The sequence below is a fragment of the Bartonella birtlesii IBS 325 genome, from assembly GCF_000273375.1.
Lineage (GTDB): Bacteria > Pseudomonadota > Alphaproteobacteria > Rhizobiales > Rhizobiaceae > Bartonella > Bartonella birtlesii.
On sequence record NZ_CM001557.1, the window covers coordinates 231,679 to 249,081 of the forward strand.

Annotated in this window: 16 protein-coding genes, 1 tRNA gene, 1 other RNA gene and 2 pseudogenes; 11 read left to right on the top strand and 9 right to left on the bottom strand. The window is 42.0% G+C overall.

The features are described from left to right. Nucleotides 1-1,422: 1,422 nt before the first annotated feature. The 7 genes and pseudogenes from QWU_RS10495 (at nucleotide 1,423) to QWU_RS01185 (ending at nucleotide 5,577) form a co-directional block, all read left to right on the top strand. The gene (locus QWU_RS10495) at nucleotides 1,423-1,548 is read left to right on the top strand and encodes a hypothetical protein (RefSeq protein WP_017196010.1); all 126 of its coding nucleotides are present in this window, start codon (nucleotides 1,423-1,425) and stop codon (nucleotides 1,546-1,548) included. 957 nt (nucleotides 1,549-2,505) lie between these two features. Next, entirely contained in the window at nucleotides 2,506-2,631 is a 126-nt protein-coding gene (gene ykgO, locus QWU_RS01165; protein WP_004863016.1) for a type B 50S ribosomal protein L36, read from the top strand. Nucleotides 2,632-2,728: 97 nt separating this feature from the next. Then, entirely contained in the window at nucleotides 2,729-3,529 is an 801-nt protein-coding gene (locus tag QWU_RS01175) for a tetratricopeptide repeat protein (RefSeq protein WP_017196012.1), read from the top strand. A 30-nt stretch (nucleotides 3,530-3,559) separates the two neighbouring features. Further along, nucleotides 3,560-3,751: pseudogene (locus QWU_RS10245) on the top strand (hypothetical protein); the annotation flags it as partial. 78 nt (nucleotides 3,752-3,829) lie between these two features. Continuing rightward, a non-coding RNA gene (ssrS, locus tag QWU_RS09625) (6S RNA) lies at nucleotides 3,830-3,990 on the top strand. Nucleotides 3,991-4,128: 138 nt separating this feature from the next. Continuing rightward, nucleotides 4,129-4,737: a 5-formyltetrahydrofolate cyclo-ligase gene (locus QWU_RS01180; RefSeq protein ID WP_006589739.1), complete on the top strand. Its 609-nt coding sequence runs from the start codon at nucleotides 4,129-4,131 to the stop codon at nucleotides 4,735-4,737. Between the two features lie 18 nt (nucleotides 4,738-4,755). Continuing rightward, nucleotides 4,756-5,577 carry a TIGR00282 family metallophosphoesterase gene (locus QWU_RS01185; RefSeq protein WP_035451435.1) on the top strand — a complete coding sequence of 274 codons (822 nt, stop codon included), beginning with the start codon at nucleotides 4,756-4,758 and terminating at the stop codon, nucleotides 5,575-5,577. Nucleotides 5,578-5,892: 315 nt separating this feature from the next. On the opposite strand, the gene murA is transcribed toward QWU_RS01185, so the two are convergent. Together murA and QWU_RS10090 are read right to left on the bottom strand one after the other, a co-directional pair. Beyond that, a complete protein-coding gene (murA, locus tag QWU_RS01195; RefSeq protein ID WP_006589742.1) occupies nucleotides 5,893-7,188 on the bottom strand; it encodes a UDP-N-acetylglucosamine 1-carboxyvinyltransferase in 1,296 nt (431 codons plus the stop codon). Nucleotides 7,189-7,349: 161 nt separating this feature from the next. Then, nucleotides 7,350-7,514 carry a hypothetical protein gene (locus tag QWU_RS10090; RefSeq protein WP_006589743.1) on the bottom strand — a complete coding sequence of 55 codons (165 nt, stop codon included), beginning with the start codon at nucleotides 7,512-7,514 and terminating at the stop codon, nucleotides 7,350-7,352. 165 nt (nucleotides 7,515-7,679) lie between these two features. Between QWU_RS10090 and QWU_RS01205 the strand changes: the two genes are divergently transcribed. After that, nucleotides 7,680-7,754 (top strand) — tRNA-Thr (locus tag QWU_RS01205). Nucleotides 7,755-7,906: 152 nt separating this feature from the next. Here QWU_RS01205 and QWU_RS01210 read toward each other — a convergent pair. The 5 genes from QWU_RS01210 to QWU_RS01230 all read right to left on the bottom strand — a co-directional run bounded on the left by QWU_RS01210 (nucleotide 7,907) and on the right by QWU_RS01230 (nucleotide 10,537). Beyond that, nucleotides 7,907-8,545 carry a lambda exonuclease family protein gene (locus tag QWU_RS01210; protein WP_017196013.1) on the bottom strand — a complete coding sequence of 213 codons (639 nt, stop codon included), beginning with the start codon at nucleotides 8,543-8,545 and terminating at the stop codon, nucleotides 7,907-7,909. A gap of 139 nt (nucleotides 8,546-8,684) precedes the next feature. Next, nucleotides 8,685-9,272, bottom strand: coding sequence for a hypothetical protein (locus QWU_RS01215; RefSeq protein WP_017196014.1), 588 nt, complete (start codon nucleotides 9,270-9,272; stop codon nucleotides 8,685-8,687). Nucleotides 9,273-9,311: 39 nt separating this feature from the next. Next, entirely contained in the window at nucleotides 9,312-9,509 is a 198-nt protein-coding gene (locus tag QWU_RS01220; protein ID WP_017196015.1) for a hypothetical protein, read from the bottom strand. Nucleotides 9,510-9,515: 6 nt separating this feature from the next. After that, nucleotides 9,516-9,905, bottom strand: coding sequence for a hypothetical protein (locus QWU_RS01225; RefSeq protein WP_006589746.1), 390 nt, complete (start codon nucleotides 9,903-9,905; stop codon nucleotides 9,516-9,518). 314 nt (nucleotides 9,906-10,219) lie between these two features. Then, entirely contained in the window at nucleotides 10,220-10,537 is a 318-nt protein-coding gene (locus QWU_RS01230; RefSeq protein WP_006589747.1) for a helix-turn-helix domain-containing protein, read from the bottom strand. A gap of 476 nt (nucleotides 10,538-11,013) precedes the next feature. Here QWU_RS01230 and QWU_RS10250 point away from each other — a divergent pair, with 476 nt between their 5' ends. Together QWU_RS10250 and QWU_RS01255 are read left to right on the top strand one after the other, a co-directional pair. Beyond that, the gene (locus QWU_RS10250) at nucleotides 11,014-12,327 is read left to right on the top strand and encodes a YdaU family protein (RefSeq protein WP_017196018.1); all 1,314 of its coding nucleotides are present in this window, start codon (nucleotides 11,014-11,016) and stop codon (nucleotides 12,325-12,327) included. 378 nt (nucleotides 12,328-12,705) lie between these two features. Then, nucleotides 12,706-14,826: a toprim domain-containing protein gene (locus tag QWU_RS01255; protein WP_017196021.1), complete on the top strand. Its 2,121-nt coding sequence runs from the start codon at nucleotides 12,706-12,708 to the stop codon at nucleotides 14,824-14,826. On the opposite strand, the gene QWU_RS01260 is transcribed toward QWU_RS01255, so the two are convergent. Together QWU_RS01260 and QWU_RS09915 are read right to left on the bottom strand one after the other, a co-directional pair. Further along, nucleotides 14,760-15,491, bottom strand: coding sequence for a hypothetical protein (locus QWU_RS01260; protein WP_006589751.1), 732 nt, complete (start codon nucleotides 15,489-15,491; stop codon nucleotides 14,760-14,762). The two genes, QWU_RS01255 and QWU_RS01260, sit on opposite strands and share 67 nt — an antisense overlap. A 50-nt stretch (nucleotides 15,492-15,541) precedes the next feature. Next, the gene (locus QWU_RS09915) at nucleotides 15,542-15,703 is read right to left on the bottom strand and encodes a hypothetical protein (protein WP_155816191.1); all 162 of its coding nucleotides are present in this window, start codon (nucleotides 15,701-15,703) and stop codon (nucleotides 15,542-15,544) included. 156 nt (nucleotides 15,704-15,859) lie between these two features. Between QWU_RS09915 and QWU_RS08850 the strand changes: the two are divergent. Beyond that, nucleotides 15,860-16,449: pseudogene (locus QWU_RS08850) on the top strand (hypothetical protein). Nucleotides 16,450-17,403: the final 954 nt, after the last annotated feature.

Consider the following 17,403-nt stretch of genomic DNA (forward strand, 5'->3'; position numbering starts at 1 on the left):
CTATAAATCCGCAAAATCGTAAATACACAAACCCACAAAACCACAAATCTCCCCCCTCCCCAACACTCCCGCTACAATCACAACACCCCCAATGCACCACTTTTAAAACCGACAACAAGACCCCCCAAGCGTGATAAGCAAAAAATTGACAAAACTGCACCATAAAAGGATAATATCTCATGCATCTTTGAAAATGACAGCCTCACGAGATCTATTCATATGAGGGAAAGCGTACAACATTGGAAGACGAAGACAAACTGTACAGCTCTCTCTCATCCGATTCCATATCTCAAAAAATTCGAGCATTTGCTAAGAAATTGAAGCTGTCTGATGACACACTTTTCGCTTTGGTGACATTTTACAGTTTTTAACCCGCAACGAAACAACGATGATGTAAAAGGAAAGTGATTTTATTCATGATCAAAAATCAACCACAAAAGAGCTTTTTGTTTTTTTGTTTGAGCGCTCTAAAATTTTTTAACAGCAAAATTTCTTTTTCGCTAAAGATTTCTGCGTTATTTTCACAAGCCGAATGGCCCTGGTATAAAATATGTGTTTTTGTTGCAATATCGGTATAAAAAAGCCGATGGGCTCATCCAAGAGATGAGCAATTTTCTGTACAATTTCCTGCAAACATCTAACACCCACACAATTAACCCCTTTTTCATATTTTTAGATTTGTTGAAAGCTTATTCCTAAATGGCACCCTCATTCTTTTTGAGAAAGCCCCATCATCACTCTTCTATAACGAATTTTTTTGCCTATGGAAATGTCATTTAAATGTGGATTTTTTGTTTTCACTTTACCCCCTACCGGTTGCAAGCACCCTCGCACTAATATTCCGGGGAGTTTGAAAGGACTGAGTTCAGGCAATCTTTTGCTTTGCGTACTGAAAAGCATTTGGACATAGCAAAAGATAGCAAAAGCTCCAGGAATCGGGAATACCTACAGAGTAGGTTAAATTTTATGCATCGAGTGTTCAAGCTTTCAAATCCCTCTTTGGTCGCTGCGGAGACGATCACAACACAGATCGATCAATAGATTAATTTCAGGAGATTAGCAGCAAAAATGAAAAGATTTTTTATATTGCAAAAAATTATAATATTTTCTCTTTCAAACAATATCGAAACAATACCTCTCACAAATAATGACAATTTTAGCGTATGGGAAAATATCAACGCACCACCAAAAAACGAGCCACTTTAAAACATCACTCGCCTCTCCCAGCTTAAAGCTTTTCACCAGCACCAACCTGTCAATCATTGGATTTCTTTTCACCTAGCGGATTTCAACTGCTCATCACTCATACAGTTCACCGAATATGAAAAGCACCACAAGCAAGTCCTGCGCTTAATTCCCAACCTAATTATGTGAATTTTTATCTGCCTTATACACGGCCTACAGAATAACAAGGAATGTTCTATGAGAAAAGAATTACCTAAAAGTTATATCACGGATGCAGAGCGTAAAGAATTGCCAGCAGGCAGTTTAGATCAAAATAATAACACTGCTGAATCAAAAACGGCAAACCGCGTTAATGCGCGTTAATGAGAGTAAAGCGGCATGGGAATAATTAGCAATAACTGAACTTTCAGCGCACGCACTTTTATTTCTCAAATATCAGCGCAAAGCACAGTTTATTGGTGATATGGGATTTTCTATCAAGCAAGCTGGTAGAGAATATGGGCCCAAACAGGTTAGATAAAGAGACAGCACACAGCATTTTTCCCATAAAGTTTTATTGATAACACACAGCCTCATATCTTAATATCTCTTAAAATTTTAAAGAAAAATATATTTTTTCTGCCCTAGCCCATAGAGTTACCTAGATTATAAGAGTACGAATATTTTGGCTTTTCATATAAAGCAAAACTGACGAACATATTATCGACTACAGAGCTGTTCTGTTTTGTTCACATAAAGACATAATTTTGAGGCACAATTCCGCAGCTAAGCGCCCTTCCTACAGCAAAATTTTCAACGAAAAGAAGTTATTGTCACAGATTTTGCTTCTCATATAAGAGCATGATTTAAAGATCCTAAAAATGATACACCCTTAAAAAAATGATCCTCTCTTGACAAGAAGCAGATTTTTCGTTAAAACTGTCCTAGCTTTTTTGCAATTTTCGCTTATTCATTGGAGCGTTTATTTTGTAACGCTTATTGTATAACGTTTGTTCGTTTTGTATAACGTTTGTTCGTTGTGGCAATGGAATGTGTTAATGCGTACCTTTATTTTAAGGGTACGTTTTTCTTTTTATGCTCGCAGTGTAAAAAGGGAAAACAGCGCATTATAACGCACACAGCGCATTATAATGTAATGCATTATAACGCCATGGTTGTGTTATGATAAGCTGTTTGTTACGGCACAGTGTTTGAAAAAACGCGAGCAGTGTGTGAGAGCGTTGGAATGGTAAGCAAGAAAAAAGCTCAGAAAAAAGCATTATGTTAAGGCATTATGTTAAAGCAAAGCATTGTATTATAGTAATATAAACGGTGAGTATGATGAAAATTAAAAATTCACTTAAAGCATTGAAGGAACGTCACCGTAACAATCGTTTGGTGCGTCGCAAGGGTCGTGTTTATATCCTCAATAAAACAAACCCGCGTTTTAGAGCACGCCAGGGTTAATGGTTTTTGTGCCTGCTTTTTGCGGGCATGAGAACTTTTTCTCTCTTGAAATTTTAGCACGACAGGTCCATTATCTGATTATTCGTCGTTTAAGGGCTTGTTTTATGGGTTTTTTGTTTTTTTAAAGGCTCTGTATTTGTGTTTTTTTTCTGCTTTTTGGCGGATTTTTTTTCGTTGGGTAGTTTTCTTTTTAATTTTTTCCAGCAGTTTTTGCTTTATCCAAACAAGCTATGGGCAAAATCCTCCTTCTCTTCCTGAAGATCGCCCCACTCCACAATCGCTTTTACCGTTGGAAGATCTCATCCCCAGCGCTCCTCTCTCAGCACCTGTGATAAGCGATTCTAATTCCTCTGCAATTCTTCTTGAAGATTTTGTTTCAAGCCCCCATTTTGGTGGGAACAGAGAAAAACAGCGGCAAGAAGCGGAAATTTCACGCCTTCTAAAAGAATTGAAATTTTGTGCAAATGTTCGTAAAGCCAAAAAGATAAGCGAACAACTTCAGCATTTATGGTCTCAATCGGGAAGTGAGACGATTGATCTTTTAATGTCATGGTCTGAAAATGCTATTAATGCTGACGATTATGGTCTTGCTCTTGACTATATAGACAATGCACTTGCGCTTTTACCAAACTATGCTGAAGCTTGGCTAAGGCGCGCCTGGATTCACATTCAATTGAATGATTTTAAACTTGCCATGCTTGACCTGAACCATGCTCTAGAGTTTGAACCACGCAGTTACAATGCATTTTTTGCACTTGGTGTTACCATGGAAGCAACAGAGCGTCCTCAACTTGCCCTCAAAGCCTATGAAAAAGCGCTTGAATTTTACCCACAAATGCAAAAGCTTCAAAAGCGCATTGAAGCTCTTTTAGACCAACAAACACCGCAAGCACTTTGAATCGCCTCCCTTTGAACCTCACTCATATAGCTTTTACCAAACTATGCAAAAGCTTGGCTAAGGCGCGCCTGGATTCACATTCAATTGAATGATTTTAAACTTGCCATGCCTAACCTGAACCATGCTCTAGAGTTTGAACCACGCAGTTACAAGACATTTTCTGGCATTTTCTGGCATTTTTTGCACTTGGTGTTACCATGAAAAGCAACAGAGCGTCCTCAACACCATTCCTAAAAGATTAAGGAAATTGAAATTATTTTATATCTAGCAGAAGCTTGCAAACTGTTTTATATTAGAAGAGGTGTTCTACGCTTCTCGACAGGAAATAACGTATTCCTGAGACCTTAGTGATCTCCAAGGGAGCTGTCCCTGATAAAGCCCGTGGGCTTTTTCATATGGCGCCCACCTATTTGTTTAGGTTCCCGGGGTCAACTTTTTCCATCGGCTGTCGTGGATCACCTTTTTTGCATCGATAAAACGAATTTTTTAGATTTTTTCGCAGGAAGCAAGCAGCAAATTTTTATGACATTTTTCAAGAGATTTATGAGAATTTTATTTTGTTTGACCAACGGCACAATAGATAACAAATTGACACGGTCATGATACAAAGCCCTCTTCCCTCCAACACTTCTTTGTTCATTCGTGCACAATTACGCAAAATTGGTTTATCGCGCCGCGCTGCTTTGTCAACACAAGAACGCGCTACTTTTTCACAGCGCGCCTGCCACCACTTAATTGAGAATCTTGAAGCAAAGGGGGAAGATTTCTCTCGCCTTATTTTGGCGGGTTATTGGCCTATTAAATCGGAAATCGATCCCCGTCCTTTACTTAACGCTATAGCGTTACGTGGTGGCCATTTAGCATTACCAGTTGTGCTTAATTCCACCACCATGGTTTTTCGTTCCTATTCACCAAACACCGTGTTAGAGCCGATGCGTTTTGGCACTCTGGGTCCGGGGAAAGAAAATGCCGTTATTGTACCCAACCTGATTATTGTTCCTCTTTCCGCGTTTGACAATCAATGTCACCGCCTTGGCTATGGGGGAGGATATTATGATCGTGCCATTGAGGCTCTTGAAAAACAGGGGCATCACCTTAGACTCTTAGGCCTAGGCTTTTCCTGTCAAGAAGTTGAATCCATTCCTCATGCAGAACATGATCTTGTTGTGGAAGGAATTTTTACAGAAAAAGGTTTATTAAAAGGCTAAAATGTGATTAAAACGCCTATGCGTTTTTTATTTTTGGGTGACATTGTTGGAGCAACAGGTTGTAAAGTTGTTTTTGAGCAGCTTCCACAACTGATCAAAAAATGGCGGCTTGATTTTGTTGTCGTGAATGGTGAAAATGCCTCTTCTGGTTTTGGCATCAGTCAGGAGACTTATCAAGATCTTCTCATGGCCGGTGTTGACGTTATAACAACGGGCAACCATGCATTTTCGTATCAGGAAGCATTATACTATGCCTCTGAGAGCGATCGTTTTTTACGTCCGGCCAATTTTATGCAGGAAACTCCTGGCAGAGGTTCTGGTGTTTTTACGGCACGAAATGGAGCACGTGTACTTGTTGCCAATCTTTTAGGCTGTATTTTTATGCCGTGCAAAGTGCATGACCCCTTTGAAACAGCAGAAAAGATTCTCTTTTCTTGCTCTTTGTTGGAGCAAGCAGATGCGATTATTTTTGACTTTCACGCAGAAACAACCAGTGAAAAGCAATGTTTAGCCCATTTTCTTGATGGACGCGTCAGTGTTATTGTTGGAACACATACCCATGTTCCCACAGCGGATGCTCAAATTTTAGAGGGTGGTAGTGCTTACTTGTCGGATGCAGGCATGTGTGGAGATTATAATTCAGCGATAGGAATGGATAAGGAAGAGCCTTTACACCGTTTTCTTTATAAGAAGAAGCAAGGTCGTTATGAACCAGCACAAGGTCCTGCCACACTTTGCGGTTTAGCGGTAGAGCTTTCAGACCGCACGGGTTTAGCAGAAAAGGTCTCAGCAGTACGGATTGGTCCTCGCTTAAAATCTGAGATTCCAGATTTCTGGTAATATTTTTTGCACAATTTTTATACACTGCCTTTCTTCAAAGCTTTCCCCCAAAACAGCTTTGCAGCCCAAAGAGAAAATTTTACACAAGAATAGCCCCATAACAGCCCATTCCCAAGATAAGCGCCAAAATCCAGCACCGGAAAATTTTCCCTTAATCCTCACCCTCAAAAGTTTTTGTTGTAGAGAAACTTTGCCTTTAAGCACCATTTTCAAGAGTCCCATAAAAAATACTCCAAAGTGGCATAGGCAAGGTCTCTCATCTACAAAGAGGAAGAATTCTGCCAATGAGAGCATCAGAAGAATTCTAGAGGAGCTTTAAGCTGTTATCCGTTGAATGACAGCACCACATTGCGCTAATTTTGCTTCCAATCTCTCAAAGCCTCGATCAAGATGATAAACGCGGTTAACAATTGTTTCTCCCTTTGCCGCCAGAGCAGCAATAACCAAGGAGACAGAAGCGCGTAAATCGGTTGCCATAACGGGGGCACCTTGGAGATTTTCTATTCCATGCACCGTTGCCGTCTGCCCATCGAGCTTTATCTGAGCTCCCAAACGGATAAGTTCTTGCACATGCATAAAACGATTTTCAAAAATTGTTTCTGTAATATGGGAGATTCCCTGAGCACGGGTCATCAGCGCCATAAATTGCGCTTGAAGATCGGTTGGGAAAGCGGGATAAGGCCCAGTTTTGATATCGACGGGCATTATTTTTGTTTGCCGCGGATTTCGTTTAACGTGAATTCCTTCTGGTTCTATTTGAATATCGAGTCCAGTTTTTTGCAAAACGCCAAGCACTTGTGTAAGATGATTAGGATTTGCATTTTTGAGAAACACATCTCCGCCTGTCATAGCAACAGCCATGGCATAGGTTCCCGCTTCGATTCGATCCGCAATAACACGTATTCTTGCACCATTGAGTTTTTTAACCCCCTCAATAGTGAGTGTTGATGTTCCCTCACCGAGTATTTTTGCGCCCATAGCATTGAGCGTCCGAATAAGATTAGCGACTTCTGGTTCACAAGCAGCATTTTCCAGGATAGTTTTTCCCTTTGCCATTGTTGCAGCCATAAGCATAACATGGGTCCCCCCAACAGTGACTTTAGGAAAACGATAGTGAGCCGCTTTGAGTCCGCTTAACGCCTTAGCATGGACATAACCATTTTCGATAGAAAGGCGCGCGCCTAGGCTTTTAAGCCCCTCGAGAATAAAATCGACAGGTCTTGTTCCAATAGCGCAGCCTCCAGGCAAGGATACATAGGCTTCTCGACACCTTGCAAGCAGAGGTCCAATCACCCAAAAGCTTGCGCGCATTTTTTTCACCAATTCATATGGAGCACGTGTTGTGGCGATTTTTTGTGCAGTAAAATGAATTGTTCTCGCCTTCAGACTATCACCATTGTCTTTTTGTCCATCAACAGCATATCCAACGCCATGATTATTAAGAATACGAATAAGCGATTCGACATCTGCCAAATGAGGAATATTGTCTAAAGTAAGCGTTTGTTCGGTAAGCAGTGCCGCAATCATCAAAGGCAAAGCGGCATTTTTTGCTCCTGAGATAGGAATTGTTCCTTTAAGTTTTTTTCCACCTATAATTTGAATAGAGTCCATAGTTTTTTCCCTCTTTTCCCTTTCCCCCTCCAAAGGGTTTCCCCCTTGAGAAGTTATTTTATTCTGATTTCAAAACGAAATCGATGATATGAGAAGACTTCTCAAAGATAAGAACGAACATCTGAGAAGTTTGGTTGCAAACCAGCGTAGGGGTCATTTTTTTAAGACTCTGTCTGCGCTCTTTTTCGGCTTTGCTCTTTTCGACGTTTTAAGTTTTGTCGCAATTGTTGTGCCAATCTTTCTTGGCGTCTTTTTTCTTTTTTATCTTTTTCATCTTTATGGTTAAGTTCTTGTTGTTCTTGTTGTTTTTGATGCATTTGTATCATTGCGCAACCTTTTGAGCAGTATCGAGCTTTTATCCAAGCAACGCACGGTTTTTGTATAAAAGATTTATGTCATGACACAAGAGAGGTTTTCTTTCAAGAATGTACAAATGTTCTCTTGCCTATTTTATAACAATATGGCACAAGACAGCGCACAGATTGCAAAGAGCTGCGGTAGCTCAGTGGTAGAGCACTCCCTTGGTAAGGGAGAGGTCGAGAGTTCAATCCTCTCTCGCAGCACCATTTTTTACACAACATATTTTTCCCCCGCAAATATCATAAAACAAGCACGCCGTTAAAAGAGAGCAGCATTACAAAAAGCGACATTTGGCTTCATTTTTTCACACCCACCTGATCATTTCTCCCCCGCATCAGGCTTGCTCTTCATTTGCAACTTACAATACATCTCTCTTTCCCTGTCCTGCGAAAGATTTAATTTGCCCCACCATCATCTCCAAAGCCTCATTAAAACGGCTAATTTCACTTTCAAGCCTGCGAATATAAGCTTCATCACGGTAAGCACGTTTAATCAAAGGTGGCATATCGGGCCAATAGATCATCAAATCGACCCATTCGCGTTGCGCAATCCACAATCCTCCTTGACACTGTGCTTTATGTTCTTCTGGAAACCCCTTTTGGGTAAAATAGGGGATAAGGATTTCAGGTTTTTTTGTTTTAATTTCCAACAATCCATTTTTTCCCACAAAAGCATCGGGAGAAAAGCCTTTTTTACGATCATCGGCAAGCACAAATCCAATAATTTCAGGTTCAGTATGGGTAAGTGTTGCATAAAGCGCGCGCGCACTAGGTTCTAATTCGCTCCCGCGCCGCATAGAAAGTGTTGTTCCCTCATCGACGTTTTTTCCAGTAATTCTTTCTCCCGCCAATTTCATCATAACAGAATGATATCGTGTAGTTTTTTGTCCATGTTTTTTTTGTGCCATCACCATTTCAAACAAAGAAGCAGTAATCAATCCATTGCGTACTTTTTGCCATTCTTCTGTTCCCTGAATACAATCCACAATAATTGGCATGATTTGTTATCTCCCCTTTTTTAAGAACTTTATCTGTAAAACACATGCAAACAGTTTTCTGCCACGCCCCACCACTCTTCACACTTCCCCTCGCCAAACGCTCCGCCGCCAAGATCTCCCCCCCAACCTCCAACTTTCCTTATTCCATAGCAGCAGCATAGGCCAAACGCGCAAGGTCCAGCCCATCAAAACTCCCAAAATTCCATAAAGCCTCCGCCCCTCGCCAACGCTCCGCCGCCAAAATCTCCCCCCAATCGCCGACCAAACACCTATAACCTCCCTCGTTCGATACCCACCACTCTTCACACTTCCCCTCGCCAAACGCTCCGCCGCCAAGATCTCCCCCCAACCTCCAACTTTCCTTATTCCATAGCAGCAGCATAGGCCAAACGCGCAAGATCCAGCCCATCAAAACTCCCAAAATTCCATTACGAACTGAGGCAAAATCATTATCATCCCACAATATCATCTCACAATGCCCGCGCGCGCAACAAAGCCTCCGCCCCTCGCCAACGCTCCGCCGCCAAAATCTCCCCCCAATCGCCGACCAAACACCTATAACCTCCCTCGTTCGATACCCACCACTCTTCACACTTCCCCTCGCCAACGCTCCGCCGCCAAGATCTCCCCCCAACCTCCAACTTTCCTTATTCCATAGCAGCAGCAACACAAGCTTTAAGCCTGTGTTGCGTACCAATCCATCTCCACAAAAATCTGAAGACGACATTCTTTATTGCTATAAGATGATTGATTTAAAACTCTTGCCTCAATCGTGCTGTTGCACGACGTAAAAATCATTTTGGCAATATTCTGCCGCCAAATTTTTTGCCATACATTCTGCAGCCTTTTGCGATATGAAAAGGATTGCATGCTGTTTTTGAGGTTCGAGCCTGATGGTATTTTTGGTCTTTCCAGCGTAATAAAGTGGAAAGCCCCGATAAAAAGTCTTAAGATAACTTGCCATAAATTCTTACCACCAGTAATCATTCAAGACATCACATGGACGCAAACGATGCTGTTTTTCGTAAGATCCATAGAGATTGTCTTCATAATCGCGGGCGGCCTTTTCATCGAGATACGCATGATAGGCATCACTATTAAGAATAAAAGGCTGAAGTTGGCTATTTTCCTCGTCAATCTCATGGCTTTCCATATAAGTATCTGCGAGTTGTTCGCTGACATCCTCTGCATGAAACGTCACCAGATCGAGGCGTAAGAGTCGGTAAACGGTTTCGTATTCTTCGATAATTTCGAGCACTTCTTCGCTTTGCTCGATTGGTCCCTCATAGGCATCCCCCTTTTCATCTTCACAAAGAATAATGATTATTTCATCCTCTTTAACGAATGGAATATTTTTCATAATTTCCCCCCTTTCGATAGTTGATAAAACGCAGCTTTGTCTTGACAAGGCCAAATATAGCGTTAGTCTTATATCCTCTATGGGAGATATGTCAAATCATTTTATCCTTAATAAAAGATATATTTTTTAGTCCTTACGATGTTCAAGGGGCATATGCGAATAAAAATCTCTTCTCTCTTTGCCATCCGATGTCCTTATATTGTTCTCTATTTGTTCTAACTCAATGCAATCATCAACAGACAGGAGAGCCAACATGAGTGATTTAGAATTGATACAATACTGGCGCAGTCTCGATTTAAAAACACAAAAAGAGATTATTTTGCTGCTCCGGCAGTTGGTCGGCGCAAAAGAGTCAAAATCGCCTTTCGCTCCTCAGGAGAAAGTTTTGAAATAAGATCGATAAATTCTTTATCCTCAAGGCTAGCCCCCTGACCACAGAGGATATAATTCATACTGATATTAATTTCATGACAAATACGGGCAAGAGATTCGATTGTTGGTTCTTTTCCTTCAGTGAGAATAGAGTGAAGGTAGCCAGCACCTTTACCAGCCGCGAGGGAAATAGATCTTTTAGACCGGCCACTTTTTTTGAGTGCTGCATTTAATCTCTGCCGCCAACCACTGATATTCATAGTTCCACCATATAGCGCGTCCTTTTCAAAAAACACGTCCTTTTTGTAAAACGAGCTTGCATTATCCTCCAAAAAGGATAAAATTAAGAAAATTTTTTTATTTTTAGGGGGGGTAAAAATTCATTTTCGGATTGAAAGCACAGTTCATCATCCCAAAGGATGTAAAAAGCACTTCTACAAACCGCGCTGAAAGCCCACATGTTTTAAAAAAGAAGTATTATGTTATTTATCCTTTGCCATTTACGCAATCTCAAGCTGTAAGGCTGCCTGCACGAAAAGCACGCGTTATCACTTGTTAGACATCATCAAACAGCACCTCAAGAACTATCATTTAACAAAACATACCGCAACAAAACCGTATCACTTTAACTCAAACGTAAGATCTAAAATCGCCTACCAACAAACGCATAAAATCCCATGATCCATAAAACGCTCTTTGCCAATTTGCGTAGCGACATAAGAAAGAAGATTGAAGCATGAAACAGGACCATCAGCAAATAGCTCCTTACTATGAATCGTGTAGGCTTCCTTATGTTTGTTGGTATCAGAATGATTTTCTAGGAGGTGTACGTGGCATGCGTGCACATGAAATTGGAATTTATACAATTCTTCTTAACGAAATGTATGCCCGCGGTCGTCCTCTAGAGTTATCTGTAGAACGTTTAGCGCGTCTTTGTGGTTGTGACAAGCGAACTTTTACAAATGTTTTAGAAATGCTGATAGAAGAAGGGAAAATTTTAAATTTAGCACATGGTTTATGGAACAAGCGTTGTGAAGCTATTTTTCAAGAGCGAGCAAAATTTCTTGAACAAAAAAGTTTTGCGGGGCAATGTTCGGCCAAAAAACGCAAAGAAATCAATGCCACGCTTCAACAACTGCTCAACACTCCTGCAAGAGATGATGAACAAAACTCACAAGCTCAGAAGAGAGAAGAAAAGGAAACACCTAACGGTGTTTCGCAAAAGCCTTTGTTTTTGATAACAACAGAGCCTTTTGCCAATGCAAGCATACAAGCGCCCCATGCCTGCTCCACCCCCCGCATTCCAAGCTCCTCCAACATGGGCAACCAAAACTCCATTCCAGTGGCAGATGATCAACCGGCAGACAAAGCCTCCATAGACGCACAGACAGACAAAGCCTCCATAGGCGCACAGACAGACAAAGCCTCCATAGGCACACAAACAAACAAAGCCTCCATAGGCGCACAAACAGACAAAGCCTCCATAGACACACAAACAGACAAAGCCTCCATAGACACACAAACAGACAAAGCCTCCATAGGCACACAAACAGACAAAGCCTCCATAGGCACACAAACAAACAAAGCCTCCATAGGCGCACAAACAGACAAAGCCTCCATAGGCGCACAAACAAACAAAGCCTCCATAGGCGCACAAACAGACAAAGCCTCCTCCACACTTCACCCCCCCGGCCCCTCCAACATGGGCAGGCAAAGCCAAGCCAAAAGCCGCACAGCAATAGCTAAGGGACAACGTCTTCCCAAGGATTGGCAAGCAGACATCGAGGCAGCGATTTTAGAAGGTCTGAGCGAAGAACAGGCGCGTTGGCAAGAAAAGAAATTTCGCGATTATTGGCATGCTAAAAGCGGCAGAGAAGCCCTAAAAGTGGATTGGCAAGCCACATGGCGCAATTGGTTTCGCCGAGAGATTGAACGCATAAAAGAACATCAAGAAAGACTTGCCATTTTTGCATCACAAAATCGTCTCCCGGCATCTAAGGATGAAAATGACACCCTCTACCGCACCCTCATCAACTACCACACAAACTAACATGAACATCATTTTACAGAATTTTTTCAATCAAAACAGAGTGTTGTGCCACACTCTTTCCTTTCCCTCTCACACACTTGCTACGCCCAATCAAAACCACATCCCACCGAAAAACAAACAGCGATGCGATCATTTTAACAGATTTCCCTAAAGAACAAGCCTGTTGGCAGAAAAAAATTTGGCGATTCTATCAACACGCAACAGCGGCAAAAGAGGCACGAAAAATTGGCAAACCAGAAAGCACCCAGAGAGCACAATATGGCCAAAAGCCCAAAAGCCTAAAAGCCCAAAAAAGCTGTAGTGTTTTTCATTCCACCCCATCATCCCATAACCACAACTATGATATTCGAGACCAAAATCGATGACTATAGAGAGAATATGAGCACAATTTTTGACATCAAACAGCAGCTAAATGCACAAGCAAGCGCGATAGCAGAAATGCTTCTTCCACGAGGGCACAAACGAGGCAATGACTGGATTGTCGGCAACACGCGCGGCGAACCTGGCCAAAGTTTATCGCTGTGCCTGAGTGGCAATAAAGCAGGTCTTTGGTATGATTTTGCCGAAAGCAAAGGCGGAGATCTTTTAGACCTTTGGTGTGAAGTCAAAGGGATTAGCCTTCATCAAGCCTTAGAAGAAGCCCGCAGCCTTCTCAACCTACACCGTCCCAAACCCTTTATGGCGCCGCATCGCTCCTACCGTCGTCCACCAGTTCCCACAGGCAGCACACCACAGAATCTAGTAAAAAATTATCTTCATAAAGAACGCCGCATTCCCCTTGAGATTTTAAGGCGCTACCGCATAGGAGAAGATGGTGAAAAAATCATTTTTCCCTTTTATAAGCCCGATGGCACCCTTGCCTTGGTAAAAGAACGCCTCGCACAAGCGGGAGCAAAAACCAAACCAACAGCCTCCCAATGTGAACCGATTTTATTTGGTTGGCAAGCACTTTACCCCACCGGCATGCAAAAAAACCACATCTCTACCACAACCCATACGCTAGAGCCCCATAGCCAAAACCAGCCCCCAACGGCAAATGAACAAAACGCATCACCAACAACCCCAGACCGCGAGACACTCACAGCCAAACAACCAACCAACAACGCTGCTCCCCCACAGCCCCCTGGTCCTGATACTGATAACATCTCCTCCACAACGAGTGATACCCACACACACCACATTTTTTCCTCAACCAATGGAAGCTCCAATGGAATCCTCGATCAGCACACCAATGGGCACTCCAATCGGATAATTGTTATCACCGAGGGAGAAATTGATGCGCTCTCGCTAGCCACCTATGGATATCCGGCGCTCTCTGTCCCCTTTGGAGGAGGGGTTGGTGGCAAACACAACTGGATTGAAAATGAATTTGATCATTTAGAAGCTTTTGAAACGATTTTTTTAGCCACCGATATGGACAAGCCTGGCGAGGCAGCAGCCCATGAGATTGCCAGCAGGCTTGGTCGTCATCGCTGCTACCGTGTCCACTTACCCCTCAAAGATGCCAATGAATGTTTAACCGCTGGGATTGATGCCCCCACCATGAAAGCGGCCTTTTCTTCAGCAAAAAGCTTTGCACCAGCGGGCCTACGGCGTGCCTCAGACTATAAAGACAAAGTCATAGGACTGTTTTGGCCAGAGCCTGAACAACATGTTGGCTATACCCTTCCCTATCCTAAACTGCATGGCAAATTGCATTTCCGCCCAGCAGAATTAACGCTGTGGAGTGGTGCCAGTGGTGCAGGAAAAAGCCAATTATTATCCGACTGTATCCCCCATTGGATTGCGCAAAACAGTCGCCTTTGCTTAGCCTCACTAGAGATGAAAGGGGAACAATCACTGCGCCGTTTAACCAAACAAACCGGAGGTTTAGAACAGCCCACAAAAGAGATGATTGAACAAATACTCCATTTTTTAGACGAAGGACTCATTCTTTATGAGCATGTAGGCAAATCAAACGTTGAGAGCTTACTGGATATCTTTGACTATTGCCGTGCACGCTATGGCTGTGATCAATTTATCATCGACAGTCTCATGCGGCTTGGCATTGCCTCTGATGATTATGCCGGTCAAGAACAAGCAGTTTATAAAATGGTTGATTGGGCTATTTTAAACAATGTGCATATTCACCTTGTTGCCCATGCCCGCAAAGGGGGACTGGACATTCCAGGCACAGAAGATATTAAAGGCGCCTCCGAGATTGGTGCCAATGCCTTTAACATCATCACCATTTGGCGCAATCGATCCTTAGAAGATAAAATCTTCGCCGCCTCACTCACACAAGAAAAAACAGATTTAGCACAACGCCCTGGCGTTATTATGAATATCGCCAAACAACGCTCCGGTGATTTCGAAGGCAAAATAGGGCTTTGGTTTGACCAGCAAACCTATCGCTATCGCTGCTCCCCCGAACACTCATTAACACTACGGCGTTATTTAGAGCGCCCAATCAACCCCATTCTCTTAAAAAAACCTCTCACCATCACACACGCACTCTGAATATTTTCAAAAATAAAAGGTGAGGAAAATATAGCAACAGCGATAAATAGATTCTCATTTGAAAACCAAAGCCAGCTCAAACCAAGACGCTTGCCTCCCTGAGAAATAAACAAAAGAATGAATGCGATAATGCAGTAAGACAGCAAAATATTCAAAAGCCACAACGACCTCTCTACCACCGAATTACCACCCTTGCGCACAAACAAACCCAACAGCAACTTTAACAATACAGTAAAGACAAAAATCTTCAAGAACAGCAGCCTTACGTCACTAAGATTCCTTATTCCCGCGAAAAAAAGCCACAGGATAAAACCTATCATGCAACAAAACGCAACTGCCTTAAAAAACACTTGCCAGGCAACAGGCAAACTCTTTACCCCCAGATGTACCAAACCAAAGATAGTGCCAAAAATGCAAGAAAACACTACCACCTTCAACAACAGCTCCAAGCGAATAGCTTCACGCCCCATTTCCACAGAAAAAAAACGACTCACAGAAAGAAAACCAAAATAGACGCTCCAAATGCTATAGAATACCACCCACCTTCCAAAAAACATCCACCCTGCAACCCCGCGGCTTTTGGCAGCCCTATCAAGAAAAACTAAAGCAACAGCAAAAAGGCAGAAAAACGCCAAAAGCAGCAAAAGCCATAAACCTTGCGACATCTATATCCCCACAGCAATAATATCAAAGGCCCTGTTGAACAGATAAAAAATTAAACATGTAACAAAATACCCATTCTTTCAAGAAGAAAATCCACAAAGGAAACACCACACATCCCCCCATATCCCCTCACACAGCCGCCTGCATAAACCCCTGCTATCCTCTCGCATACCCCCACACACAAACCAAGAACAGCACCCAAAAAGGCCACCACCACCAATCACCCTAAACTTCCCCTCACAGCAAAGGAGAAAGAACCTATCCCGCAACAAACAACAAGCAGCATAATCGTATTTTTTCATACCCCATTTTTGCATGAACCCCATTTTTTTCATGAAAAAGACAAATGAACAATTTTTGAGGACAAAACATGAATCATCAAGAAAAGAGAAAAAAACAGACAGCAATTTTTACTTCCTCTCTCTGTGGGAAAGAACAACCGCACATTGGCCACCTAAGACACAAGAAATCGCGGTTGAAACGCACAATCCTTATTTTCAGCCCAATCATCCAGAAAGCCCAAACAATCCGCGCACCATCAAAGCCATTGCCGATGTAAAAAGCCGCCCCATTGCGCTTTTATACGCCAAAGGACATCTCAGCAAAGCACAATATAAAGCAGCAGAACGCTTTTATGTTTATTGGCGTCAAAGCCAGGCAGATCTCCATATGAGTCCTGACTACACGCGTGAAAAGATTGCCTGTAGCCAAAGCTACACGCACCCTATTGAACGCCAAATAGAAGCATCCAATCATTTAAAAATCATCAAAGTGCAGCTTGGTATTCTCGGCTATTCGCTTATTGAAAAGGTTGTTGGTTATGGTCAAGCAATCAAAGAATTAAGCCCATTAAAGCGCAAACAAAACTCTCTTGCCGATCATTTACGAGATTGTTTAGACCTATTAGCATTTCATTGGGGATACACAAATGAGAGGGAGAATACACAAATGAGGAGATAAACCATGGCGTTCACAATAAACTCTTACCCCAAACAGTAAAAGTGCAAATAAAAACATCAATCATATGCCGCCATATACCCCAATCATATGCACCAAAAAAACGCAACCAAAACACTATGGATAGGAAACGATACAGCAAAAACCAACCTCTACCATCCCCTCTATACCCTGCGAGCACCCATTTCCCACACAAATGAGGAATCACTTCAGCCCGTAAAAAACCAGCTCTCCCTAAAAATCTTCTCTCATCACATGTTTTTTCTTAAAAACAAAGAACGCAAACAGCACTCTTCAATGCTTCTTTATGCCAAGCTTACCCTGCCCAACACCCTTAACCGCTTCATACCCCGCTCACACACCACCCTCAACAATCACTCCAGTAAGAATCATTTCAGCAAAAATACTCCTCATGGAAGAATAAAAAGATTTTTCTCACAAAAGGTCACAAAAGGAAAGATCTATCCCCCTAAAACATTCTTCATAAACTGCGTTTTGAATGCAACAAATATATTAAGGATATCTTAACTATCTTAAGCTGAGAATCAGATAACAATTATTTAACTATTTATTAACCATAATAAATATTCATTATGTTAATTACCTACAACGCAAATCTCTTTTATGCACAGTCTTTATCAAGCTTGTGCAAATGAAAGAACAGCCCAAACAGTCCAAATAGTAATGTCTCAATATACTAATTTCTATAGATTTTTCAGTTAGTTTTGCTCTTATATTATCCTGCTCATTTTATCATTTTATGATACAATTTTTTCAAAGTTAAAAAACACAAAAAGCAATCAATATAAGAGGCAAAACTATAAATTTCCTTGACTCTCTCTCATTTTCGCACCAAATATGCCAAAATCTTACGGGATGCATCTCAACCCTCAAACAAGATGCACCCCGCCCCTCAAGGTGTATCCGAATCTTCATAAGATACACCCAAATCTCAAT

What these genes read in the sequence shown, in the direction of transcription:
- QWU_RS10495 (WP_017196010.1), top strand. Translation starts at nt 1,423, where the DNA reads ATGAGAAAAGAATTACCTAAAAGTTATATCACGGATGCAGAGCGTAAA.
- ykgO (WP_004863016.1), top strand. Translation starts at nt 2,506, where the DNA reads ATGAAAATTAAAAATTCACTTAAAGCATTGAAGGAACGTCACCGTAAC.
- QWU_RS01180 (WP_006589739.1), top strand. Translation starts at nt 4,129, where the DNA reads ATGATACAAAGCCCTCTTCCCTCCAACACTTCTTTGTTCATTCGTGCA.
- QWU_RS01185 (WP_035451435.1), top strand. Translation starts at nt 4,756, where the DNA reads ATGCGTTTTTTATTTTTGGGTGACATTGTTGGAGCAACAGGTTGTAAA.
- murA (WP_006589742.1), bottom strand. Translation starts at nt 7,188, where the DNA reads ATGGACTCTATTCAAATTATAGGTGGAAAAAAACTTAAAGGAACAATT.
- QWU_RS10090 (WP_006589743.1), bottom strand. Translation starts at nt 7,514, where the DNA reads ATGATACAAATGCATCAAAAACAACAAGAACAACAAGAACTTAACCAT.
- QWU_RS01210 (WP_017196013.1), bottom strand. Translation starts at nt 8,545, where the DNA reads ATGCCAATTATTGTGGATTGTATTCAGGGAACAGAAGAATGGCAAAAA.
- QWU_RS01215 (WP_017196014.1), bottom strand. Translation starts at nt 9,272, where the DNA reads ATGTCGTCTTCAGATTTTTGTGGAGATGGATTGGTACGCAACACAGGC.
- QWU_RS01220 (WP_017196015.1), bottom strand. Translation starts at nt 9,509, where the DNA reads ATGGCAAGTTATCTTAAGACTTTTTATCGGGGCTTTCCACTTTATTAC.
- QWU_RS01225 (WP_006589746.1), bottom strand. Translation starts at nt 9,905, where the DNA reads ATGAAAAATATTCCATTCGTTAAAGAGGATGAAATAATCATTATTCTT.
- QWU_RS01230 (WP_006589747.1), bottom strand. Translation starts at nt 10,537, where the DNA reads ATGAATATCAGTGGTTGGCGGCAGAGATTAAATGCAGCACTCAAAAAA.
- QWU_RS10250 (WP_017196018.1), top strand. Translation starts at nt 11,014, where the DNA reads ATGAAACAGGACCATCAGCAAATAGCTCCTTACTATGAATCGTGTAGG.
- QWU_RS01255 (WP_017196021.1), top strand. Translation starts at nt 12,706, where the DNA reads ATGAGCACAATTTTTGACATCAAACAGCAGCTAAATGCACAAGCAAGC.
- QWU_RS01260 (WP_006589751.1), bottom strand. Translation starts at nt 15,491, where the DNA reads ATGTCGCAAGGTTTATGGCTTTTGCTGCTTTTGGCGTTTTTCTGCCTT.